The organism is Frederiksenia canicola (assembly GCF_011455495.1).
GTDB lineage: Bacteria > Pseudomonadota > Gammaproteobacteria > Enterobacterales > Pasteurellaceae > Frederiksenia > Frederiksenia canicola.
Genome location: NZ_CP015029.1, coordinates 1,015,837 through 1,036,423, shown reverse-complemented (window position 1 = coordinate 1,036,423; position 20,587 = coordinate 1,015,837). Strand labels below are relative to the sequence as shown.

Below are 20,587 nucleotides of genomic sequence, written 5' to 3'. Positions count from 1 at the left end.
AATAAATGGATAAACAAGCGGTTAGTTTTGCTAAAAATTTTGCAAATTAGTCCGCTTGCTGAGTTAATTCATCTAAACGCTTTTCGAGTTCGTTCAATTTCTCACGGGTACGCAATAACACTTGCGATTGCACATCAAATTCCTCACGCGTTACTACATCTAATTTCGCCAGTTGAGCCTGCAAGATTTGTTTAAATTTTTCTTCGAGATCATTGCCGACATTTTTCAGGCTTTGAGGAAGTGCATTGTGAAGTTGTTGTGCGAGGGATTCTAGATTTTTCGGATTAAGCATAAAATTCTCCAGTCAAATTGAGCGACAATTTTAAAGAATTTTGGCTCAAATCAAAAGGAAAAATCAAGGAATTAAAGGGAAATCTAAGCGAGATCAAAATAAAAAATGAGATGGCTGGAGTACTAGGATTCGAACCTAGGAATGCTGGGATCAAAACCCAGTGCCTTACCGCTTGGCGATACTCCAAAAGAAAAAACTAACACAAGGTTAGTTACTGAGATTTAAAAATAAGATGGCTGGAGTACTAGGATTCGAACCTAGGAATGCTGGGATCAAAACCCAGTGCCTTACCGCTTGGCGATACTCCAGTCGTTTTATTTGCTAAGCCATAATGGTGCGGGACGAGGGACTTGAACCCACACACCTCTCGGCGCCAGAACCTAAATCTGGTGCGTCTACCAATTTCGCCAGTCCCGCAATGGTGGCTACAGCGAGATTCGAACTTGCGACCCCAACATTATGAGTGTTGTGCTCTAACCAGCTGAGCTATGTAGCCATTTGCGTAACCATATCGGCTTTGCGGGGCGTATTATGCTGATTTCACCTTAGCTCGTCAAATACTTTTTTCTAAAAATTCCTATTTTTTGCTTGTTTGAATAGAGTTTCGGCAAATTGCGATAAAAACCAACACTCTTTTACGGAACTTATTGATTTTATAAGGGCAAAATGCACTAAAGTGCTGATTTTTTCATTTCAGCCTGCAAAATGGCTAACACAGGTTCAATCTGCGGTAATACCCCTTCCCACAATTCAAACGCATAGCTAGCTTGCCCAACTAGCATTCCCAAACCATCTTGACACGCCATTGCTCCTTGTGAACGAACGTAGTTTAAAAATGGCGTCTGCATATCCACAGTATATTGCATATCATACACCTTTGCGGTGGAAAAAACTACTGACGGCAATTCGACATATTTGCCTTGCAACCCTAGCGAAGTGGCATTGATGATTAAATCGTAAGACTGTTCAGCCATTTCGTGTAAACAAGCGGTCTGAATCTTGCCACACTTTGCAAATTTTTCCGCTAAACTGACCGCTTTCTCAGCAGTGCGGTTATATAAGGTGACCTGTTGCTTCTCCTGCAATAAAGGGTACAAAACGCCCTTCGTTGCTCCACCCGCCCCTAAAATAAGCACTTTTTGCTGTGGTTTTAGCCATTCCAACCGTTTCAAATCTGCCACTAAGCCTAAACCATCCGTATTATCGGCATACAAACGTCCATCATCTAAACGTTTTAACGTGTTGCAAGCCTTCGCTTGCAGGCAACTCTCACTATGCAAATCCGCTAGAGCAAAGGCTCTCTCTTTGAATGGGGAGGTGATATTTGCCCCTCTAGCCCCTTGTGCAAAAAAGTCTAATAACTGCTGCTCGAACTTTTCTTCATCGCCTAACCTTGCTTGATATTGCAAGCTTTTCTTTGTTTGTTCAGCAAACAATTGATGAATGCGAGGAGATTTACTTTGGGTAATCGGGTTGCCCCAAACAGCATATTGATTCATAACTTAGCCCTGCCTAAAAATTTGTTGGGTGAAAATATCACGAATTTCAGAAGGATTGTTTTTTCCGCCTGTTTCAGCGATGACAACAGGGAAATTGTCACCAAATTGTGCCATTACTTCTTGAGCCGTTCTGCAAGGCGGCAATGTAGTTAAATTTGCACTGGTAGACGTTAAGGCAAAGCCCGTCGCCTCACATAATTTCACCACCGCAGGTACTTGGCATAACCTGACCGCAATAGTTTCAAATTGCCCTTTAAGATAACGTGGCACGTCTGTTTTTGCTGGCATTACCCAAGTAATCGCTTTCTCGTAAGAGTGCTCGAAACGTTGCCATTCTGGCTTAGAAAGCTGAGTTTCATCAATATAAGGTAATAAAAGTTCACGATAAGGAGAGATCAAAATCAACCCTTTCGATTCAGGGCGTTGTTTTAACGCTAACAAGTGTCTCACCGCTTGCTCGCTATTTGGGTTACATCCCAAGCCAAAAACCGCTTCTGTTGGGTAAGCAACCACTTGATCTTGCTTGAGTTTTTCGACTATTTCATTAAAAGAGTACATTATTCGTTATCGCTAAAAAGGTATTGGCACAGTTTATTCGCACAAAGAAATGCAGATTTTCCCCGTATTCTTTTCTGAGTGACCAAAGGGTAATGGCATTGCGGGCATTCTCTCTCGATTGGCTTACTCGGCACAGTAAATTTGCATTCAGGGTAGCCACTACAGCCATAGAAATGTTTACCCGAACGCCCTATTCGTTCGACTAATTTATAGGTTTTACATTCAGGACAGCTAAATTCTTCGCTTGTTTCAGGCTCATTATGCACGGTAAATTCACAATTAGGGTAGGTGCTGCAGCCGATAAAAATACCAAAATGCCCTTGTTTGAGTTGCAGCGGCGAATGGCATTGTGGGCAAAGCTCATCCAAGGTTTTAATAATATGGGCTACTTGTTGCAACGGTTTGAGATAATCACATTTTGGATAAGCCGAGCAGCCGAGAAAAAGTCCGCCTTTCCCGCGTTTAATTTGCAAGGGGGAGTGGCATTGCGGACAGCGTTCCGTCTGTTTGGTGGATTTAAACAAACTCATTGACTACTGCTCTGTTTGCTCATTCTTCAACAATTCAAACTCAATCACCACAAAGTGATCATCTTGTGGATAAATTTCACGAATCACTAGTTTGAGCTGATCTAGCGTCATATTTTCTTGCTGAGCGTGCTGCTCGTTCAAATCCGCAAAGGTAATAGGCGTAACCGATAATACATGAATATGTGCAAACAAGCGGTCAGTTTCGTAGGTCGAAACGCAAAGTTGCTGATTTGGCTGAAAATGAGCTTCAGATAAATCGCGAATTGTGATCGTTTTTTTACCGCTTAAAATATCTGCTTCAAAACGGCTGAAAAAGGTAATTTTATTGGTAATCGTCATAATCTAGATCCATTAAGTGGCTAAAATGATCGCTGTAAAAACCGTGACTGACCATATATCGCCACATTTTTTGCTTAGCCTTGATATCCCAATTTGTTGAGCGTTTTTTCTCAAACACGCGTTCAGCCAGTTCAAACCAATCTACTTCACTATTTTCCATTTCTTGACTAATCAGCCAATCAGCAATGCCTTTAAAACGTAGTTCTTGCTTTAAACGGTTTGGTCCATAGCCTTGCTGTGAACGATAATGAATGAACTGACGACAAAATCTCTCATCGCTTTGCCATTGATGTTCTTGTGCTTTGACAATCGCCTGTTCGATTTCTTCTTCGAGAAAGTCTTTCTGCTTCAGTTTTTGTCGTAATTCTGCTTCGCCGTAATCCCGCTTTGAGAGCAAATATACAACATATTGAATTGCGGTCGATTTTTGTTTCATGCCAATATAACAAAAATGCGGTGCATTACACCGCATTTTTCAATTAAAGTTCTTCAAATTGTTCATCTGCACTGTCATTATTATCCGATCCTGCGGCTGTTACAACCTTATCAGGATTTGCCATTAACAATGCACGTAACTCTTGCTCGATTTTATCTGCTTGTTCTGTATTCTCTTTCAGCCATTTCATTGCATTGGCTTTGCCTTGACCGATTTTTTCGCCATTATAAGAGAACCACGCACCTGATTTCTTAATTAGATCGTGATCAACGGCTAAACCAAGAATTTCACCCACTTTGGAAATACCTTCACCGTACATAATATCAAACTGTGCCGTGCGGAATGGCGGAGATACTTTATTTTTCACAACTTTGACTTTGGTTTCACTGCCTAAAATTTCTTCACCGTCTTTTACCACGCCAGAACGACGAATGTCTAAACGCACAGACGCATAGAATTTCAATGCATTACCGCCAGTTGTAGTTTCTGGGTTGCCAAACATCACACCGATTTTCATCCGAATTTGGTTGATGAAGACCACCAAGCAGTTAGTATTTTTCACATTCCCCGTTAATTTACGCAAGGCTTGCGACATTAAACGAGCTTGTAAACCCATATGTGAATCCCCCATTTCACCTTCAATTTCGGCTTTTGGTGTTAAGGCGGCAACAGAGTCCACGATAATGACATCAACAGCCCCCGAGCGTACTAATGCATCGCAAATTTCAAGGGCTTGTTCGCCATGGTCTGGCTGTGAAATCAATAACCTATCGGTATCAACGCCCAATTTTCGGGCATAAACAGGATCTAATGCGTGTTCCGCATCAATAAAAGCACAGGTTTTGCCGATTTTTTGAGCTTCAGCGATAAGTGATAACGTTAACGTCGTTTTACCCGATGACTCTGGTCCGAAGATTTCGACAATACGCCCCATCGGTAAACCACCGATCCCAAGGGCTAAGTCTAAACCAATTGACCCCGTTGAAACGGCTTCAATATCAAGATCTTGCGTTGCACCTAAGGTCATAATAGAACCTTTACCGAACTGTTTTTCAATTTGAGCAAGTGCTGCGGCTAAGGCTTTTTCTTTACTTTCTGGATCAGTATGTTTAGTAACGGTTGAGACTGATGATTTTTTTTCTGCCATAAAATAATCCTTGTATTTGATTTAACAGTCATAAAGTTTGTTGCATTATACTGTTTGAATATACAGTTTCAAGTTTTTTTTCAAATTTTTCGATCTGTATCGCAAACCTAACGTAAAACACTTGACGAATCGATCGAAACCGCTCGCTCTGGCTCAAAGGGATTTAATGCATTAATAACCATAATTTTCTCATAACCAAACAAATCATCTATATGAATTGGCATAAGTTCCACTTTCTGCTGATCTAATAAATAGGTTAATTGCGTGCCCTTTAATAAATAATGCTGCGGGCTATACCATTTTTCATTCTTTAAAAAGAGTAAATTTCCAATAGTACAATCACTCACAAAACCATTATTGATAATAATCACTTCATCAATTTGCAAATCTTTAGCAAAATCTAACCGCTTGCGATCGCTATATTTGAATTGATAATCTAAATCTTCTGTATAAACACATTGAAAACGTGTCATTTTTCGTGGTGTATAAGCATAGAATTTAATATCAAATGCTATGGCTGAATAATCAATGCGGCAGCGAAAAAAGCCTGATTTAAACGCAGTTGGAATGGTTATTTTGGTTAAATCTAAAATTGTTTCCGATTTAAAAAAATGTTCAAACGCCAAATTGACACGTTGTTGATGGTAATTCAAACGCTGGAATTGACCATCAATGACGGCTAAGGTTTCAAACAAGGGAAATTGGCACATAAACTTTCTCTAATATTTCATTATATTCTTCGTTTAAATCACTTAATGATGTAATACCACCACCACTACGAAAAATAAGTTGGTTATTTTTTTGTTCAATATAACGAATTGCCACCGCGCTATCTAAATTTTCGCCATCAAAATAACCAAAAATACCTGTGTAATAGCCTCGTTCTTGCTGCTCTGCCTGGCGAATAATTTCAACGGTTTTCACTTTCGGTGCTCCGCTAATTGAACCTGCTGGCAATAATTTTGCCAATATTGTGCCGATTTCCGCTTGCCAATTTTCTGACAATTCCCCACAAATTTCGGAGCTCGTTTGATAAATCGCACCACGGTGGGTTTGCACTTTTTCTAAATAGCGATATTTACGAACCTGAATATTATTAGCGACTAACGCCAAATCATTACGAATTAAATCGACAATGGTATTATGTTCGGTAAATTCTTTTTCTGAATGAATTAACTTTTCAACGGCATTTTCTTCTTTTGCATTCATTGTACCTTTCATTGGATAAGAATAGATTTTATTCTGTTCGATCCGCACAAAACATTCAGGCGAGAAACAGACAAACTGATTTTCTAATCGCAATTTATATTTAGCTTTGCTGGCGAGAAAAATCTGTTTTAGATCGTAATTGGAAGCGATTTTTGTTTGACAAGTTAAGTTTAATAAATAGCTATTTCCTGCTTGAATCTGCTCTTTTACTAATTCAAAACTTTGTCGGTAATCTTGAAAATCCGTGGGGGTAATGTTTAATTCAAATTGTGGAAAATGAGTTACATTTTCTGCCCAATTCGTTATTGATGGAAATGCAAAAAAGATCCCATTTTCAACTGCTTGATCTAACGGGTAAATTTGCGGTTTTTTTTGTTCAAAATCTATTAAAAAAAAGAAAGGCTGTTTGCGTTCACCGAATAAATTGGCTTGTTGAATAAAATACTGCATTGGCTATCAATAAAAGCGAAGAATGGCAACATTATAGCAATTTTTGCGAAGTAAGAATGGCGTTTTAGGGAATTGATTTGATAGTTCTTCCCCAACGAAGTGGGGAAGATGTCAATACAAGCGGTTATTTACTCACTGCTTTTTGCCAAGTGGCTAACCATTGCTTCACGGTGTCGGTGCTTGGCTGGGTAAAATTTGTCGCAGGATAGGTTGGTAATGTCTTGAATAATGGATCTGCTTGGCTGCTAACTACAGGCTTCATCACGTTGTGGAATGAGATGATTTTTTGTGCTTCTGGCTGTTGTAAGAAAGCTAAAAATTGTTTAGCTAATTGTGGCTGCTTGCTGGCTTTGGTGATCGCTGCAACTTCCACTTGGACTAAATGCCCTTCAGCAAAATTTGCTGCCACATAGTTTTCATCTTTTTCGTGCCATTGGTGATAAAGTGGTGAAGTCGCATAGCTGAGTACTAAATCCGACTCGCCTTTTAAAAACGCCCCGTAGGTTTCTGACCAACCTTTACCCACGGTCACTGTATGCTTGGCGAGGCTTTGCCACGCTTGTTCAGCGTTATCGCCATAAACACTATTTACCCAAAACAGTAAGCCACGCCCAACAGTACTTGTGCGAGGGTCTTGATAAATTACTTTGAGATCTTGACGTTCAACCAATTCTTTGAGGCTTTTTGGTGGATTCGCCACTTTTTGTTTGTGGTAAATAAAAGCATATTCGCCAAAGTCAAAAGGAACGAAAGTTTTATCTGTCCAGTTAAGATCTAACCCTTTGTTTTCTAACCCGCTTTCCGCAAATAGTCCTGATTTTTCCGCTTCTGGCATCACAAAGTTATCAATGCCTAACATCACATCCGCTTTGGTTTTATTGCCTTCCAGACGGATACGATTGAACATTGTTACGCCATCTTCAAATGGCATAAATTTCAGGTCGCAGCCACATTGTTGTTCAAAAATCGGCTCTAGTTTTGGACCAGCCCCCCAGTCGGAAGTAAAAGAATCGTAAGTGTAAACCGTTAAAGTTGGTTGGTTTGCCAACACTGAAAAAGAAAGGGCAAGGGAAGAAAGGGCAAAAAGAGGTTTAAGTTTCATTGAAATTTCCTTCTAAATAATTGAAATAGAAGGATTTAAAACTGGAAAATACGGCTGTTCCTGTCTCAAATCCCTACGCTGATATTAGTCAGATCAGGTTCTATGGGTATTTCTCAGCTTCTGCATTACAAAGCACCCCAATGAGAACGGGCGGATTATACCGCCCGATTTAGGCTTTCAGCAAGCGGTCAGTTCCGCTCAATTTTTTGCAAATTGCACAGCTGCTCAAGGCTTGGAGCATAATAGTAGCTGCCCGTTACCGCTTTGGTAAAGCCAAGCAAGCGATCAGTTTTGCCGTCTAATTCGCCAAACATACTTAACAACTGTTTGTCTATATTGTGCAAGCGTTTTGAGAATGCCAAGAAATACAAGCCGTGTTCACCACTGGCTAAGCCGTATGGCAAACTATGGCGTAAAATTTTTAGCCCCTTACCATCTTCTTTCAGATCCACTCGCCCAACGTGTGATTGTGGCGGTACATCATCTAATTCTACGCTATCTACTTTGGTTCGACCGATTACTTGCTCTTGGCGATCAACCGACATCTTGTGCCATTTATCTAAATGATGCACATAACGTTGGCTTAATACATAGCTACCACCAGCATCTTCACCTTCGTCAATCAACGCAATTTCACGCAGTTTTTCATCGGTTTTTGGATTCTCAGTACCATCAATAAAGCCTGTAAAGTCCCGCTCTTCCACCCAACGAAAACCGTGAATTTCTTCAACCACTTGAATGCACTCTTTGAGTTGCTCAACAAGCATCAATGCTACGCTGAAATTGACATCTGGACGATTTGATTGAATATGCACTAACAAATCCCGTTGCGTTGCTGGAGCAAATTCCCGTTCAGCTTTGCCAAGCGGTTGGAAATCGTGCAATTCCGCTGCGGATTGCGCACTTGCTAACTGCTGCCAAAGCTTTGTGCCAAAGGCAATAGTAAGCCCAAGAGGCTCGTTTTCAAATTGTGCTTGAATTTGTTTAAATTGTTGATGAACATGTTGAATTTTTGAACGCAAAGATTCCGTATCGGATACCATTGCTTCAATAAAAATACCCGCTTTACGATGGGTTAAGGTCATGCCACTTTGTGGGGTTGCCATTGTATTCTCCAAATTATGCTTCTGTTGATTGCGACTGAGTATTCTCTTCGCCTTTTTCTAATTTTACCATTGCCCCTTGGATTGTTTGTTGCACTTCAAGGGAAATCAAACCACGCAGTAGTTCTTCTGTTTCTTGCACTTTAGCAACCACGGCATTGCCCTCTTCATCAAAATACCCTTGTTCTTTAAGTGTGTTACTAAAAGTTGAAAATAAGGCTTTATCGAAGAATTCAGGGGCATTGATGCCATGCAACACCGATAAACGTTGAGCAATTGAACGGCTCTCTTTTTCCAGTTCATTGCGGCTGATTTCAGGTTGTTCAATTAAAATGCTTAAGCTAATGTAGTAACGTTGCAACACTTCTCTCACACCAGCAGAATGTAGCTGTAAAGTACGAATTCGATGACGGTTAATCATCAACATTTCACTTTCATTCTTAATCAGTTGCTGGCGAGTGAACTCCTGCAAAATGGCTTCCACTTGGTTACGCACATCGTTTTGATCAAAATGCAAAAACAATTCTGCTTGTAAGAAAGGGTAAATGCGATTGATACTTTGAATAATGAGATCTTTTGAAATTGCCTCGTGGTGCAACACAATACTTGCTACCAACGACGGCAGCACAAACAAATGTTGAATGTTATTGCGATAGTAAGTCATCAAGACCGCCGATTGACGATCTAAACGAATAATTTCACCGAAGCTATCTTTCTCAGAAACCACACCTGAACGTGGCAAGGTGATAACATGATCGAGCATTTCATCGGCTGAATCTGTTGGCAAAGTCACATCTTGTGAATACGGCACATTTTTGAATAATTCTAGATAGCTTTCGACTTGTTCGATCAATTGTTCACGAGTAAGCGAACGCTGGCGAGAAGCCAACAACACTGAGCCAATTAAATTCTTCGCATTCACCGCGGCCGCATTATTGATATTGACCATCACCTGTTTAGATACTGCTTCCACTGCATTATTTAGCCATTTCGGGCGTTCGCCCTCTGCAAGCGGTTCTTTCCACTCTGGAAATTGCAAATTCAGATAGTGGTTGAGCTGAATCGGTTCGCCAAAATTCACATAGCCTTGACCCAGGTTACGAAGTTTTTTGATCACCCGTAACACTAAGCCTGCGTTTTCTTTCTCTTTCTCCGCCCCACGCAATTCTTTGGCGTAGGTATCCACTTCTAAAACATGTTCGTAGCCAATATACACTGGCACAATGCTGATCGGACGAGACAAACCTCGTTGCAAGGCTTGTAAGGTCATCGACATCATACCCGTTTTCGGTTCAAGTAAACGCCCCGTGCGTGAACGACCACCTTCGATGAAATATTCCACCGAATAGCCACGGTAGAATAATTCTGCGAGATATTCACGGAAAATCGTTGAATATAAGCGATTGCCTTTGAAGGTACGACGTAAGAAAAAAGCGCCCCAACTACGGAATAGTGGACCTGCAGGCCAGAAGTTTAGATTCACCCCCGCAGCAATATGCGGTGGTACTAACCCTTGATGATAAAGAATATATGAGAGCAATAGATAGTCCATATGGCTACGGTGGCAAGGCACATAAACCAGTTCGTGTCCTTCTAATGCCAATTTACGCACACGTTCAGCGTATTGGACGTTAATGCCTTGATAGAGCTTGTTCCACAACCAACTCAAAACACGATCAGCAGTACGCAAACTTTCGTGTTTTACGTTTGCCGCGATTTCATCCAGAATTTTTTCGGCTTCTTTACGAGCTTTCTCAGGCGAACTTTTCGGCTTTTTCGCTTCATCTTCAATGGCAGCTAAGATCGCAGGCGATTGCAATAACTTGTTAAACATCGCTTGACGATTTGGCAAGCGAGGTCCTGTTGCTGAATAACGCTGTTTAGCAAAGTGCATTTTTGCTACACGAGCCAGTTTTTGTGCGATACCTTCATCGGCTCCATGCGTTTCGACCATATAACGTAGTGAAACCGCTTGCGAGAAGCGTACAAAATTGTCTCGACCGAACCATAAAATCATCCAAAAACGCTCAAATCCCCCCAGTAAGCGTAATACAGGCAGCCCTTTTTCTTTACCTGGTGCACGCCCCCATAACACGGAGACAGGAATCACTTGCACGTCCAGCTGTGGATTTTCTCGGTGTAAATCTAAATAGCGATAAAAAACAGATTCAGTTTCACTTTTGGCACCTTTACTTTTAAAAAAACGGCGACCTTCATCTAAAAATACATAACGTGGCAATAATTGCCCATTCACTTCATTATGTTGCAAAGGATCAGGCAAATTTAATGCCAAACAGTTTTTCTGTAAAACTAATAAATCCGTCTGTGAAGTATAAGGTAGTACGTAAACAAAAGGCTGATTGAGATTCAAACCAAGTTCTTGAACAGGCTCTGTTGGGATTGAATGTGATTTGACTAATAAAGAAAGGGGTAAATTTAAAACTTTACGATAAAAGCTAACCAGACTAGACATTTTTATATCCTTTTATTTAATAGTTATGGATTGGATTAAAATTATTGTGATTTTAACATAAATTTCTTCAAGAAAATTCAATTTATTAGTTACAAACCACTTTTCACTGTATATAATGACACTGTTTTCTGTATATAAAGACAGTGAGGAATTTATGAAACGTCAGCATCTAACTGCTCGCCAGCAAGAAATTTTCGATTTTGTGAAACAACATATCGAAACCACTGGCATGCCGCCAACACGGGTTGAGATCGCTCGTGAAATCGGCTTTAAGTCCCCAAATGCCGCCGAAGAACATCTCAAAGCCCTTGCTCGCAAAGGCTATATCGAGATGCTTTCGGGTACTTCGCGTGGTATTCGTATACTCGTTGATACCGAAGCTGCCGCAAATGACGATGGTTTACCATTAATCGGTAAAGTGGCTGCGGGCTCTCCAATTATGGCAATTGAACATGTGGAAAATCATATCCCCGTAAATGGTGCAATGTTCTCTCCCGCAGCCGACTATTTGCTCAAAGTGGAAGGCGACTCCATGGAAAAAATTGGTATTTTAGATGGTGATTTACTTGCCGTACATAAAACCACCTCGGTTCGTAATGGCCAGGTTGTCGTCGCTCGAGTGGATGATGAAGTGACGGTTAAACGCTTAGAACGCAAAGGCGACTTAATCTATCTCCATCCAGAAAATGATGCACTTAAGCCAATTATTGTTGATCCTCGCACTTCATTTATTGAAATTGAAGGCTTAGCCGTCGGCGTTATTCGCAGTAATTCGTGGATGTAATACATTTGCAAAACGTTCTGCGGAACTGACCGCTTGTTCTCAACGACAAGCGGTCAGTTCCTATGCATTTTTTGCAAATCTAGATTGAAAAGCCACGCAGAAAAGCCCAAAATAGCAGTTTATTTTTTATCTAGCAAACAAGAGAAACAACGATGAATTTAGCGGAATTTCAGCAAGAAATTGAAAAGGTGTGGGCAAAGATTGAAGAACAATTAGATGAGCAAGGTTGCGATGTGGATTGTGAAACACAAGGCTCGGTAATGACGCTCTATTTTAATGACGATTCACAGATCGTAATCAATAAACAGGAATCAATGCTTGAATTATGGCTTGCCAGCAAATTGGGCGGTTTCCATTTTGCTTACCGTGATGGCGATTGGCTAAGCTCAGAAGGTCGTTCATTTTGGCGTCACTTAGAAGAAGCGGTTGCTCGCCACGGTGAAACCGTTTCGTTTAGTTAATGTCCTATTCCCCCCTTGCTAAAGCCGAAGACATTTTACATAACGTCTTCGGCTACCAATCTTTTCGTCACGGACAAGCAGAAGTCATTGATGCCATTTTGACAGGCAACGACTGTTTAGTGATTATGACCACGGGCGGCGGAAAATCCCTTTGCTATCAAGTGCCCGCACTCTGTCTAGATGGCATCACATTGGTAATCTCGCCGCTGATTTCCTTAATGAAAGATCAGGTCGATCAGCTTTTGGCAAACGGGATCGAAGCGGCTTATCTCAACTCTAGTCAAACTTTAGCCGAACAGCAGCTTGTTGAGCAAAAAGCGTTATCGGGACAACTCAAACTACTCTATCTTTCCCCCGAAAAAGTGATGACCTCTAACTTTTTCCACTTTATTCATCACTGCAAAATCAGCTTGCTCGCGGTGGATGAAGCCCATTGTGTTTCTCAATGGGGGCATGATTTCCGCCCTGAATATACTTTGCTTGGTGGATTGCGAAAAACTTTCCCAAACACACCGCTTGTTGCTCTGACCGCCACGGCAGATCCCACGACTCGAGCTGATATTATCCAGCATTTGCAGCTGGAAAATCCGCACACTTATCTAGGCAGTTTCGACCGCCCAAACATTCGCTACACCGTGCAAGAAAAATTCAAGCCGATGGATCAGTTAGTCAGATTCATCCACCGTCAAAAAGGCAAAAGTGGCATTATTTATTGCAATAGCCGCAAAAAAGTGGAGGAAATTAGCGAAAGACTGGCAACTCGTGGTATTGCGGTAATGGGCTACCACGCAGGGATGACGGCCGAGCAGCGGGAAACCGTACAAAATGCCTTTCAACGAGATAACATTCAAGTGGTGGTGGCAACTATTGCGTTTGGTATGGGGATCAATAAATCGAATGTGCGGTTTGTGGTGCATTTTGATTTACCCCGCAGCATTGAGTCCTACTACCAAGAAACCGGACGGGCAGGACGAGACGATCTGCCCGCAGAAGCAGTGCTGTTTTACGATCCTGCGGATTACGGCTGGCTGCATAAAATTTTATTGGAAAAGCCCGAAAGTGAACAACGTCAAATCGAACAACATAAATTGCAAGCCATCGGGGCATTTGCCGAATCGCAAACGTGCCGCCGTTTAGTACTGCTCAATTATTTTGGCGAATCTCGCCAACAGCCTTGTAAAAATTGCGATATTTGCCTTGATCCGCCCCAAAAATATGATGGCTTAGTCGATGCCCAAAAAGTGATGTCGGTTATTTATCGTACCGGGCAACGCTTTGGTTTACACCACATTATTGCGGTGCTACGTGGGTTAAATCATCAAAAAATTCGAGATCTTCAGCACGATACCCTTTCCGTTTACGGCATCGGCAAAGACAAATCTCAAGAGTATTGGATCAGCGTCACCCGTCAGCTCATTCATTTGGGCTTTATTCAGCAAAACATTGTGAACCATTCTGCATTACAACTCACCGAACAGGCTCGTCCAATTTTGCGGGCAGAAATACCGCTGGAATTAGCAATGCCACGGTTGAGCTTTTCTGCGACCGCTTATGTGCAGAAACCGCAACCAACACGCCATTATGATAAGGATCTGTTCGCCCGCTTGCGCTTTTTACGTAAACAGATTGCTGATAAAGAAAATGTGCCACCTTATGTAGTTTTCAACGACGCCACTTTGCAAGAAATGGCAGAGTTTTTACCGATTACGGAAGAAGAAATGCTTTCGATTAACGGAGTTGGAGAGCGAAAATTAGAGCGTTTTGGCCCTGCATTTTTACAGCTAATCCAAGAACATACCCAATATAGAAATTAATTATTTCTACAATAATTCGTCATCTTTGTCACAAATTCTGAAATACCTGTGGCATTCGCGAATTGCAAGCTCCGAAAATATTGATGGGCATGTCATCCACTATTGTGTAATGAAATTAGCAGCCGATCGTCTAACAGAAATTAATCCAGCTGTTACGATGGTTTCACGACTATTTATTGCAAAATGCGTTTGGGTGGGATAATAATAGCTTCTCTTCCTTTTTGCTTTTACTAAAGGAAAAATTTGTAAAACTTTCTCAGTATCTAACCGCTTGTAAGGATGCTTTTATGCAAAAACTTCTCTTTATTATCAACGCCGCCCCTTATGGTAATGAAACATTCTTCAGTGCATTACGTTTGGCATTACAAATTCAAGACCAGCACAACGCAGAAATTAAGCTATTTTTAATGTCTGATGCCGTCGTTGCTGGACTAGCCAAACAGAATCCAACGGAGAGCTATCACGCTCAGCAAATGTTGGAAATTCTCTCTGCTCAAGGAGCAATCGTTAAACTATGCAAAACCTGTACTAACGCCCGAGGTATGACCGAATTGCCACTGGCTGATGGCGTGGAAATTGGTACACTCATTGAACTTGCTGACTGGACAATGGCTGCAGACAAAGTCTTGAATTTTTAAGGAATACAAATGACAACGGAAAATAATACACTCTCTCCCGATGAAGCCATTGATATCGCTTACGATATTTTCTTAGAAATGGCTGGGGAAAATCTCGATCCTGCCGATATTCTACTGTTCAATTTGCAATTTGAAGAACGTGGCGGAGCCGAAATGGTTGAAACCAGCGATAATTGGGATCAAGAAATTGGTACCTTGATCGATCCTGAAGCCTTCGCAGAAGTTTGGATTGGTTTATACAATGAAAAAGATGAAATGGACGATATTTTCGCCCGTTTCTTAATTTCACACAATGCAGAAAATCGTGAGTACCACGTGATTTGGAAAGAATAAAAACAACAAAAATCAAAAATAAAAGGAGAAAATAATGGCTGAATTTTCACAGCAATTTCGAGACGCAATGGCACATCTTGCTGCTGCGGTACACATTGTGACAAGTAATGGTGAAGCAGGTAAAGTGGGGATTACCGTTTCATCGGTTACCTCGGTTACTGACAGCCCACCAAGCGTACTTTTTTGCGTTAATCAAAATAGCGAACTGCACGATGTGGTGAAACAGAATGGTAAAGTATGTATTAATGTACTTAGCCATGAACAAGCCGATCTTGCCAAACATTTTGCGGGAATGTCAGGCAGCACGATGGAAGAACGTTTTAGTTGGAACCAATGGAATGAAGGTCAGCACGGTGTGCCACTACTTCGTGATGCGGTTTCTTGCTTACAAGGCGAAATTGTCGAAAGCTACCCCGTTGGCAGCCACTCTATTTTTATTGTGAAACTCTCTGACATTAGCCATTCACCAAAGCACGGGCTGATTTATTTTTCGCGCCAATTCAAGGCCGCTGAAATTTGATCTTAATCAAATAACAAAAAGACCGACTAAAATAGTCGGTCTTTTTGTTATAAGATAGCTACGTTTTATCACTTCATTTTAGGAAAAATTATGCAAGATCTTATTCTCTACAAACAAATGCCCATTTGGACGAAAGACAGCCTGCCGCAAATGTTCCAAGAAAAGCACAATACCAAAGTGGGAACTTGGGCGAAACTGACGATTTTGAAAGGGGCAATTAAATACTACGAGCTCACCAAAGAAGGCGATGTGGTGAGCGAAGAAGTATTTGATGTAAATCATCAACGCCCCTTTGTTGAACCACAAGTTTGGCATAAGGTGGAAGCCTTAACCGATGATCTTGAATGCCAACTTGGTTTTTACTGCAAGCCTGAAGATTATTTTGCGAAAAAATACAATCTCACCACGACTCATTCAGAAGTGTTAAATGCAATGCATTATATTCAGCAGGGCAAAGTGTTGGATTTAGGCTGTGGACGCGGGCGTAATTCGCTCTATTTGAATCTGCTAAGCTTTGATGTGACTGCAGTCGATCACAATGCCGAAAGTATTCATTTTCTTGACCACATCATCGAAAAAGAAGGGATGAAAAATATTCGCACCGATGTGTACGACATCAACCAAGCAGATATTTCGGGCGACTTTGATTTTATTGTTTCTACCGTAGTGATGATGTTCTTAAATCGCGATCGCATTCCCGCTATCATCGAAAATATGCAGAAAAACACCAAAATCGGCGGCTATAATTTGATTGTGTGTGCAATGAGCACCGCAGATTACCCTTGTCCAATGCCGTTTTCATTCACTTTTGCGGAAGGTGAATTAGCGGAATACTACAAAGGCTGGGAATTGGTTAAATATAATGAAGATCTCGGCCATTTACATAAAACCGATGAAAATGGCAACCGCATTCAGCTTAAATTTGCCACTATGTTAGCTAAGAAAGTCGCCTAATTCAGACTTACAAGCGGTCATTTCCGAGCAAAAATTTGCAAAAAATGGGGATAAACTGACCGCTTGTCATGAAAAATGCGAGCATTACGCTCGCATTTCTACACGGTTTTAAGTGCTATTTTATACACTTACTACACTCATTTTTGGCCCAAACGGCTCAAAGTGTATATCGCTTTCAGCCCAGCCACTCTCTTTTAACGCCGCAAGCACATCTTCCATAAAGCCAATTGATCCACAGAGATAAACATCTGATCCTTGTGGTAAATGTTGCTTCACGAAATTCACATCAATACGTGGTGCATTTTCAGTATATACAATGTGAGCAACTGCGTGTTGAGCTTTTTCAAGTAAGGTTTCAACTTCTGCTTTAAATGCGTGATTTTTTTCATTAAAGCAAGAATGAACCCAATAAATTGGACGAGCAGGATTTTGATTCACTTGTTGCTCAAGCATTGCAACAACAGGGGTAATCCCTACCCCACCACTGACCAATACGAGTGGTTTATCGCTCTCAGCTAATAAGAAATCGCCCGCCGGTGCAGTAAATTCTAATGTGTCCCCGACTTGGATCTCATCATGTAAGTAGTGAGATACTAAGCCTTTACGCTCACCTGTTCCTTCACGTTTTACCGCAAATTTAAGACCAGTTGAGGTATCCACGGAGCAAATAGAATAGTGGCGAAGAGAAAGGTTTTCTTCCCCTTTTGGTTGAACGCGAACAGTAATGTATTGACCAGCTTCCACTTTTGGTAATGGGAAATCGGCCGTTACCGTAAACTCCACGATACTATCAGACACTGGGCGTTTATTAACCACTTTAAATGGTTTGAAGCCTTGCCATGCTGCCTTATCGTACATCGCTTGTTCAACTTGAATAAAGACATCTGCAATCACGCCATAGGCTTTTGCCCACGCATCAATAATCTCTGGTGTCGCCGCGTCGCCAAGCACTTCTTTAATGGCAATCAATAAATTTTCGCCTACGATTGGGTAATGCTCTGCTTTGATTTCTAATGCACGGTGTTTATGACCGATTTGCATAACATGTGGAAGAATGTCACCTAAATTATCAATATGTTTTGCTGCAGCAAGCACTGTGCTCGCTAATGCCATTGGCTGACGTCCTTGCTTTTGGTTGGTTTTATTGAAAATGTTGAGTAATTCAGGATGGGCGGCAAACATATTTTTATAGAATGTTTGCGTAATCGTTGTGCCGTGTTGTTCTAATACAGGAATTGTTGCTTTAATAATGTCTTTTGTTTGTTGATCTAACATAGTCACTCCACTATTTAGGTAAAGTTGAAAAAGAAATACCCGACCATTTTTGTCAGGTATTTCAGATGCAAGATACTTAAAAATAAATGTCTATGCCTTGAGAAAAATCAAAACTTTCTTAAGTTTCCCGCAACAAGCTCAACATTTTCTTTACGCTTTTTTCCAAATTCGCGTTTGGTAATCACGAATAGAGCGGTCTGAACTAAAGGCGCCAAGACGTGCGGTATTCAGAATTGCCGACTCTACCCAAGCGGTCTGATTCTGGTAACGTTTTGCAATTTCTTGCTGTGCCGCTCGATAGCTTGCAAAATCGGCCAGTGTACAGAACGGATCGTGGTTGATTAAGTTATCCACCAACGCATCGTAACGGTGTTGATCACCGTTAGCAAAGCTGCCGTCCGTTAAGGCATCGATCGCATTGCGTAATACGTCGTCTTGTTCGTAGTATTCACGAGGGTTGTAGCCGTTGGCACGCAATTCACGCACGCTTTCTACTGTATGCCCGAAAATCACGACGTTTTCTTCGCCCGCAAATTCAGCGATTTCGACGTTTGCCCCGTCTAATGTGCCGATGGTAATCGCCCCGTTTAGTGCCAGTTTCATATTACCTGTACCAGAGGCTTCTTTACCAGCTAAGGAAATTTGTTCAGATACATCCGCTGCTGGAATGATTTTTTCCGCCAAGCTCACTCGGTAGTCCGGCAAGAACGCCACTTGCAGTTTACCTTGCATATCAGGATCACTGTTAATCGTCGCCGCTAAGTTGTTGATCGCTTGAATGATCTGCTTCGCCAAGAAATAACCAGGTGCAGCTTTTCCTGCAAAGACGAATAAACGTGGCACTACCGCTTGTTCAGGGTTGGCTTTAATTTCCTGATAAGTGGCGATGATGTTCAACAAATTGAGCTGCTGACGTTTGTATTCGTGGAAGCGTTTGATTTGAATATCAAAAATTGCCTCGCCATTCACTTTCAAGCCGATTTCTTGCTCGATCACTTGGGCTAATGCCTGTTTGTTTTGCTGTTTGATCGCTTGATAAGCACGCTGGAACTGTGGATCTTTTGCAAGTGGTTCGATTTGACGGAGCAATTCAAGATCTTTTGTCCAGTCGCCTTTAACGTGCTGGTCAAGCAAGGCACTTAACGCAGGGTTGGCTTGGCGGATCCAGCGACGAGGCGTTACACCATTGGTCACATTGTGGAAACGCCCTTTAAACAAGCGAGCGTAGGCTGGGAACAGATCGCTCACCACTAAATCCGAGTGGATTTGTGCCACACCATTCACTGCAAAAGAACCGACCACACATAAATTCGCCATTCGCACACGGTTGTCCATTAATACCGCCGTTTCATACCAAGCTTGTGCAAATTCGTCTTCGTTAAATTCCGCTTTCACCAAATGATGCAATTCGTTGTTGATTCGCTCAATGATGATAATGTGGCGTGGCAACAATTTTGCAACCAAGGTTTGATCCCATTGTTCTAAGGCTTCTGGCAACAAAGTGTGGTTAGTGTAAGCGAACGTTTTTGAACAGATCGACCACGCCTTTTCCCAGCTCAATTCATATTGATCGAGTAACACGCGCATCAATTCGGGAATCGCAATTGCTGGGTGAGTGTCATTGAGCTGAATCACTTCAAACTCTGGCAACTGCTCAAGGCTACGACCTTGTGCCAAATGCTGACGCAGAATATCCGCAATAGAACACGCACAATGGAAATATTGTTGCATTAAACGCAACGCTTTACCTTCTTGGTGGTTATCATTCGGATAAAGCACCTTGGTCAACTTAGAGGCATCAATGACACGGCTTTCTGCATGCAAATAATCGCCATCGTTGAACACAGCAAAATCGAAATCCGTTTCGCTATAACCTTGCCATAAACGTAACGGCTGCTGCACGCCTTTATAACCCACCACAGGCAAATCAAAGGCTTCGCCGAAGATTTCCCACTCAGGTTGCCATTGATATTTGTCGTCTTGCAAATGCACCACTTGACCACCAAAACCAACTTTTTGTTGCAAATCAGCACGGTGATATTGTTGCGGATAAAAATCACGGTTCCACGCATCGCCACGCTCTAACTGCTCACCGTGATAGCCGATTAATTGCTTAAACAAACCGTATTGGTAATGTAAGCCATAGCCTACCGCCGCTTGCGATAAGCTCGCCATGGAGTCTAAGTAGCATGCTGCCAAACGCCCTAAGCCACCGTTGCCCAAAGATGGATCACGCTCTTGTTCTAAAATATCGACCAAATTCTTACCGCACTTTGCCAGCAACTGTTGCACTTGATCATACACGCCTAAATTCATTAAATTGTTACCAAGCAAACGCCCGATCAAAAATTCCATCGACAAATAATTCACTTTGCGTGTACTTACAAGCGGTGGGTTGTGAGGAAAGCTTTGCAAAACCGCTTGTTGGCTCACTTCGGCAATAAATTGGTACCATTGACGGTCCGTTAATTGTTCAGGTTGAACGAAACGTTCTTCGCAATACGTTTTCAGCGAAGTTTCTAATAAAGTTTGAAAAGAAGACATTTAACACTCCGAATCTGTTTTCGATTGATAGTGGCATTATTAGCGACAATTTCACCAGAAAAATCATCCTTAGGGGGAAAAATCAGCGTATGAAAGGGGGGTAGGAAAAAAGAGAAGGGGACGACT

Annotated in this window: 21 protein-coding genes, 4 tRNA genes and 1 riboswitch; of the genes, 7 read left to right on the top strand and 18 right to left on the bottom strand. The window is 41.7% G+C overall.

Annotated features, from left to right (window positions below; all coding sequences use genetic code 11):
* Positions 1–46: 46 nt before the first annotated feature.
* The 16 genes from ubiK to plsB form a co-directional block, all read right to left on the bottom strand.
* Complete coding sequence (gene ubiK, locus A4G17_RS05100) at positions 47–292, bottom strand: ubiquinone biosynthesis accessory factor UbiK (protein ID WP_123957154.1); 246 nt, start codon at positions 290–292, stop codon at positions 47–49.
* Between the two features lie 111 nt (positions 293–403).
* Positions 404–478: transfer RNA gene (locus A4G17_RS05095), tRNA-Gln, on the bottom strand.
* Between the two features lie 47 nt (positions 479–525).
* Positions 526–600: transfer RNA gene (locus A4G17_RS05090), tRNA-Gln, on the bottom strand.
* A gap of 24 nt (positions 601–624) precedes the next feature.
* Positions 625–709 (bottom strand) — tRNA-Leu (locus A4G17_RS05085).
* Between the two features lie 2 nt (positions 710–711).
* Positions 712–788 (bottom strand) — tRNA-Met (locus tag A4G17_RS05080).
* Positions 789–963: 175 nt separating this feature from the next.
* On the bottom strand, positions 964–1,791 hold the full coding sequence (aroE, locus tag A4G17_RS05075) for a shikimate dehydrogenase (RefSeq protein WP_123957155.1): 828 nt from the start codon (positions 1,789–1,791) through the stop codon (positions 964–966).
* A gap of 3 nt (positions 1,792–1,794) precedes the next feature.
* Positions 1,795–2,349: an L-threonylcarbamoyladenylate synthase type 1 TsaC gene (gene tsaC, locus A4G17_RS05070; RefSeq protein ID WP_123957156.1), complete on the bottom strand. Its 555-nt coding sequence runs from the start codon at positions 2,347–2,349 to the stop codon at positions 1,795–1,797.
* On the bottom strand, positions 2,349–2,879 hold the full coding sequence (locus A4G17_RS05065; protein ID WP_123957157.1) for a DNA topoisomerase family protein: 531 nt from the start codon (positions 2,877–2,879) through the stop codon (positions 2,349–2,351). Before A4G17_RS05065 ends, tsaC begins: the two co-directional genes overlap by 1 nt.
* A gap of 3 nt (positions 2,880–2,882) precedes the next feature.
* Positions 2,883–3,218, bottom strand: coding sequence for a N(4)-acetylcytidine aminohydrolase (yqfB, locus tag A4G17_RS05060; RefSeq protein WP_123957158.1), 336 nt, complete (start codon positions 3,216–3,218; stop codon positions 2,883–2,885).
* Positions 3,202–3,654 (bottom strand): recombination regulator RecX, encoded by a 453-nt coding sequence (gene recX, locus A4G17_RS05055; protein WP_123957159.1) that lies wholly within the window; start codon positions 3,652–3,654, stop codon positions 3,202–3,204. Before recX ends, yqfB begins: the two co-directional genes overlap by 17 nt.
* A gap of 43 nt (positions 3,655–3,697) precedes the next feature.
* A complete protein-coding gene (recA, locus tag A4G17_RS05050; RefSeq protein WP_123957160.1) occupies positions 3,698–4,801 on the bottom strand; it encodes a recombinase RecA in 1,104 nt (367 codons plus the stop codon).
* Between the two features lie 107 nt (positions 4,802–4,908).
* On the bottom strand, positions 4,909–5,511 hold the full coding sequence (locus tag A4G17_RS05045) for an aminotransferase class IV family protein (protein WP_123957161.1): 603 nt from the start codon (positions 5,509–5,511) through the stop codon (positions 4,909–4,911).
* Positions 5,489–6,460 carry an aminodeoxychorismate synthase component I gene (locus A4G17_RS05040; protein WP_123957162.1) on the bottom strand — a complete coding sequence of 324 codons (972 nt, stop codon included), beginning with the start codon at positions 6,458–6,460 and terminating at the stop codon, positions 5,489–5,491. Before A4G17_RS05040 ends, A4G17_RS05045 begins: the two co-directional genes overlap by 23 nt.
* A 124-nt stretch (positions 6,461–6,584) precedes the next feature.
* A complete protein-coding gene (gene thiB, locus A4G17_RS05035) occupies positions 6,585–7,562 on the bottom strand; it encodes a thiamine ABC transporter substrate binding subunit (protein ID WP_123957163.1) in 978 nt (325 codons plus the stop codon).
* 52 nt (positions 7,563–7,614) lie between these two features.
* A riboswitch (TPP riboswitch) is annotated at positions 7,615–7,712 on the bottom strand.
* Between the two features lie 38 nt (positions 7,713–7,750).
* Positions 7,751–8,668, bottom strand: coding sequence for a Dyp-type peroxidase (locus tag A4G17_RS05030; protein ID WP_123957164.1), 918 nt, complete (start codon positions 8,666–8,668; stop codon positions 7,751–7,753).
* Between the two features lie 13 nt (positions 8,669–8,681).
* Complete coding sequence (gene plsB, locus A4G17_RS05025) at positions 8,682–11,138, bottom strand: glycerol-3-phosphate 1-O-acyltransferase PlsB (protein WP_123957165.1); 2,457 nt, start codon at positions 11,136–11,138, stop codon at positions 8,682–8,684.
* A 154-nt stretch (positions 11,139–11,292) separates the two neighbouring features.
* Between plsB and lexA the strand changes: the two genes are divergently transcribed.
* The 7 genes from lexA to tehB all read left to right on the top strand — a co-directional run bounded on the left by lexA (position 11,293) and on the right by tehB (position 16,642).
* Positions 11,293–11,922: a transcriptional repressor LexA gene (gene lexA / locus A4G17_RS05020; protein WP_123957166.1), complete on the top strand. Its 630-nt coding sequence runs from the start codon at positions 11,293–11,295 to the stop codon at positions 11,920–11,922.
* 152 nt (positions 11,923–12,074) lie between these two features.
* Positions 12,075–12,383, top strand: a complete 309-nt coding sequence (cyaY, locus tag A4G17_RS05015; protein ID WP_123957167.1) for an iron donor protein CyaY — start codon at positions 12,075–12,077, stop codon at positions 12,381–12,383.
* Positions 12,383–14,197 carry an ATP-dependent DNA helicase RecQ gene (recQ, locus tag A4G17_RS05010; protein ID WP_123957168.1) on the top strand — a complete coding sequence of 605 codons (1,815 nt, stop codon included), beginning with the start codon at positions 12,383–12,385 and terminating at the stop codon, positions 14,195–14,197. The genes cyaY and recQ overlap by 1 nt, the downstream gene beginning before the upstream one ends.
* A gap of 287 nt (positions 14,198–14,484) precedes the next feature.
* A complete protein-coding gene (locus A4G17_RS05005) occupies positions 14,485–14,835 on the top strand; it encodes a DsrE/DsrF/TusD sulfur relay family protein (RefSeq protein WP_123957169.1) in 351 nt (116 codons plus the stop codon).
* A 9-nt stretch (positions 14,836–14,844) separates the two neighbouring features.
* Entirely contained in the window at positions 14,845–15,168 is a 324-nt protein-coding gene (locus tag A4G17_RS05000; RefSeq protein ID WP_123957170.1) for an HI1450 family dsDNA-mimic protein, read from the top strand.
* A gap of 34 nt (positions 15,169–15,202) precedes the next feature.
* Positions 15,203–15,688, top strand: a complete 486-nt coding sequence (gene hpaC / locus A4G17_RS04995) for a 4-hydroxyphenylacetate 3-monooxygenase, reductase component (protein WP_123957171.1) — start codon at positions 15,203–15,205, stop codon at positions 15,686–15,688.
* Between the two features lie 90 nt (positions 15,689–15,778).
* Positions 15,779–16,642 (top strand): SAM-dependent methyltransferase TehB, encoded by an 864-nt coding sequence (gene tehB / locus A4G17_RS04990; RefSeq protein ID WP_123957172.1) that lies wholly within the window; start codon positions 15,779–15,781, stop codon positions 16,640–16,642.
* A gap of 120 nt (positions 16,643–16,762) precedes the next feature.
* Here tehB and hmpA read toward each other — a convergent pair whose 3' ends face one another.
* Both hmpA and glgP read right to left on the bottom strand, forming a co-directional pair.
* On the bottom strand, positions 16,763–17,917 hold the full coding sequence (hmpA, locus tag A4G17_RS04985; protein ID WP_123957173.1) for an NO-inducible flavohemoprotein: 1,155 nt from the start codon (positions 17,915–17,917) through the stop codon (positions 16,763–16,765).
* 150 nt (positions 17,918–18,067) lie between these two features.
* A complete protein-coding gene (gene glgP / locus A4G17_RS04980) occupies positions 18,068–20,461 on the bottom strand; it encodes a glycogen/starch/alpha-glucan family phosphorylase (protein WP_123957174.1) in 2,394 nt (797 codons plus the stop codon).
* Positions 20,462–20,587: the final 126 nt, after the last annotated feature.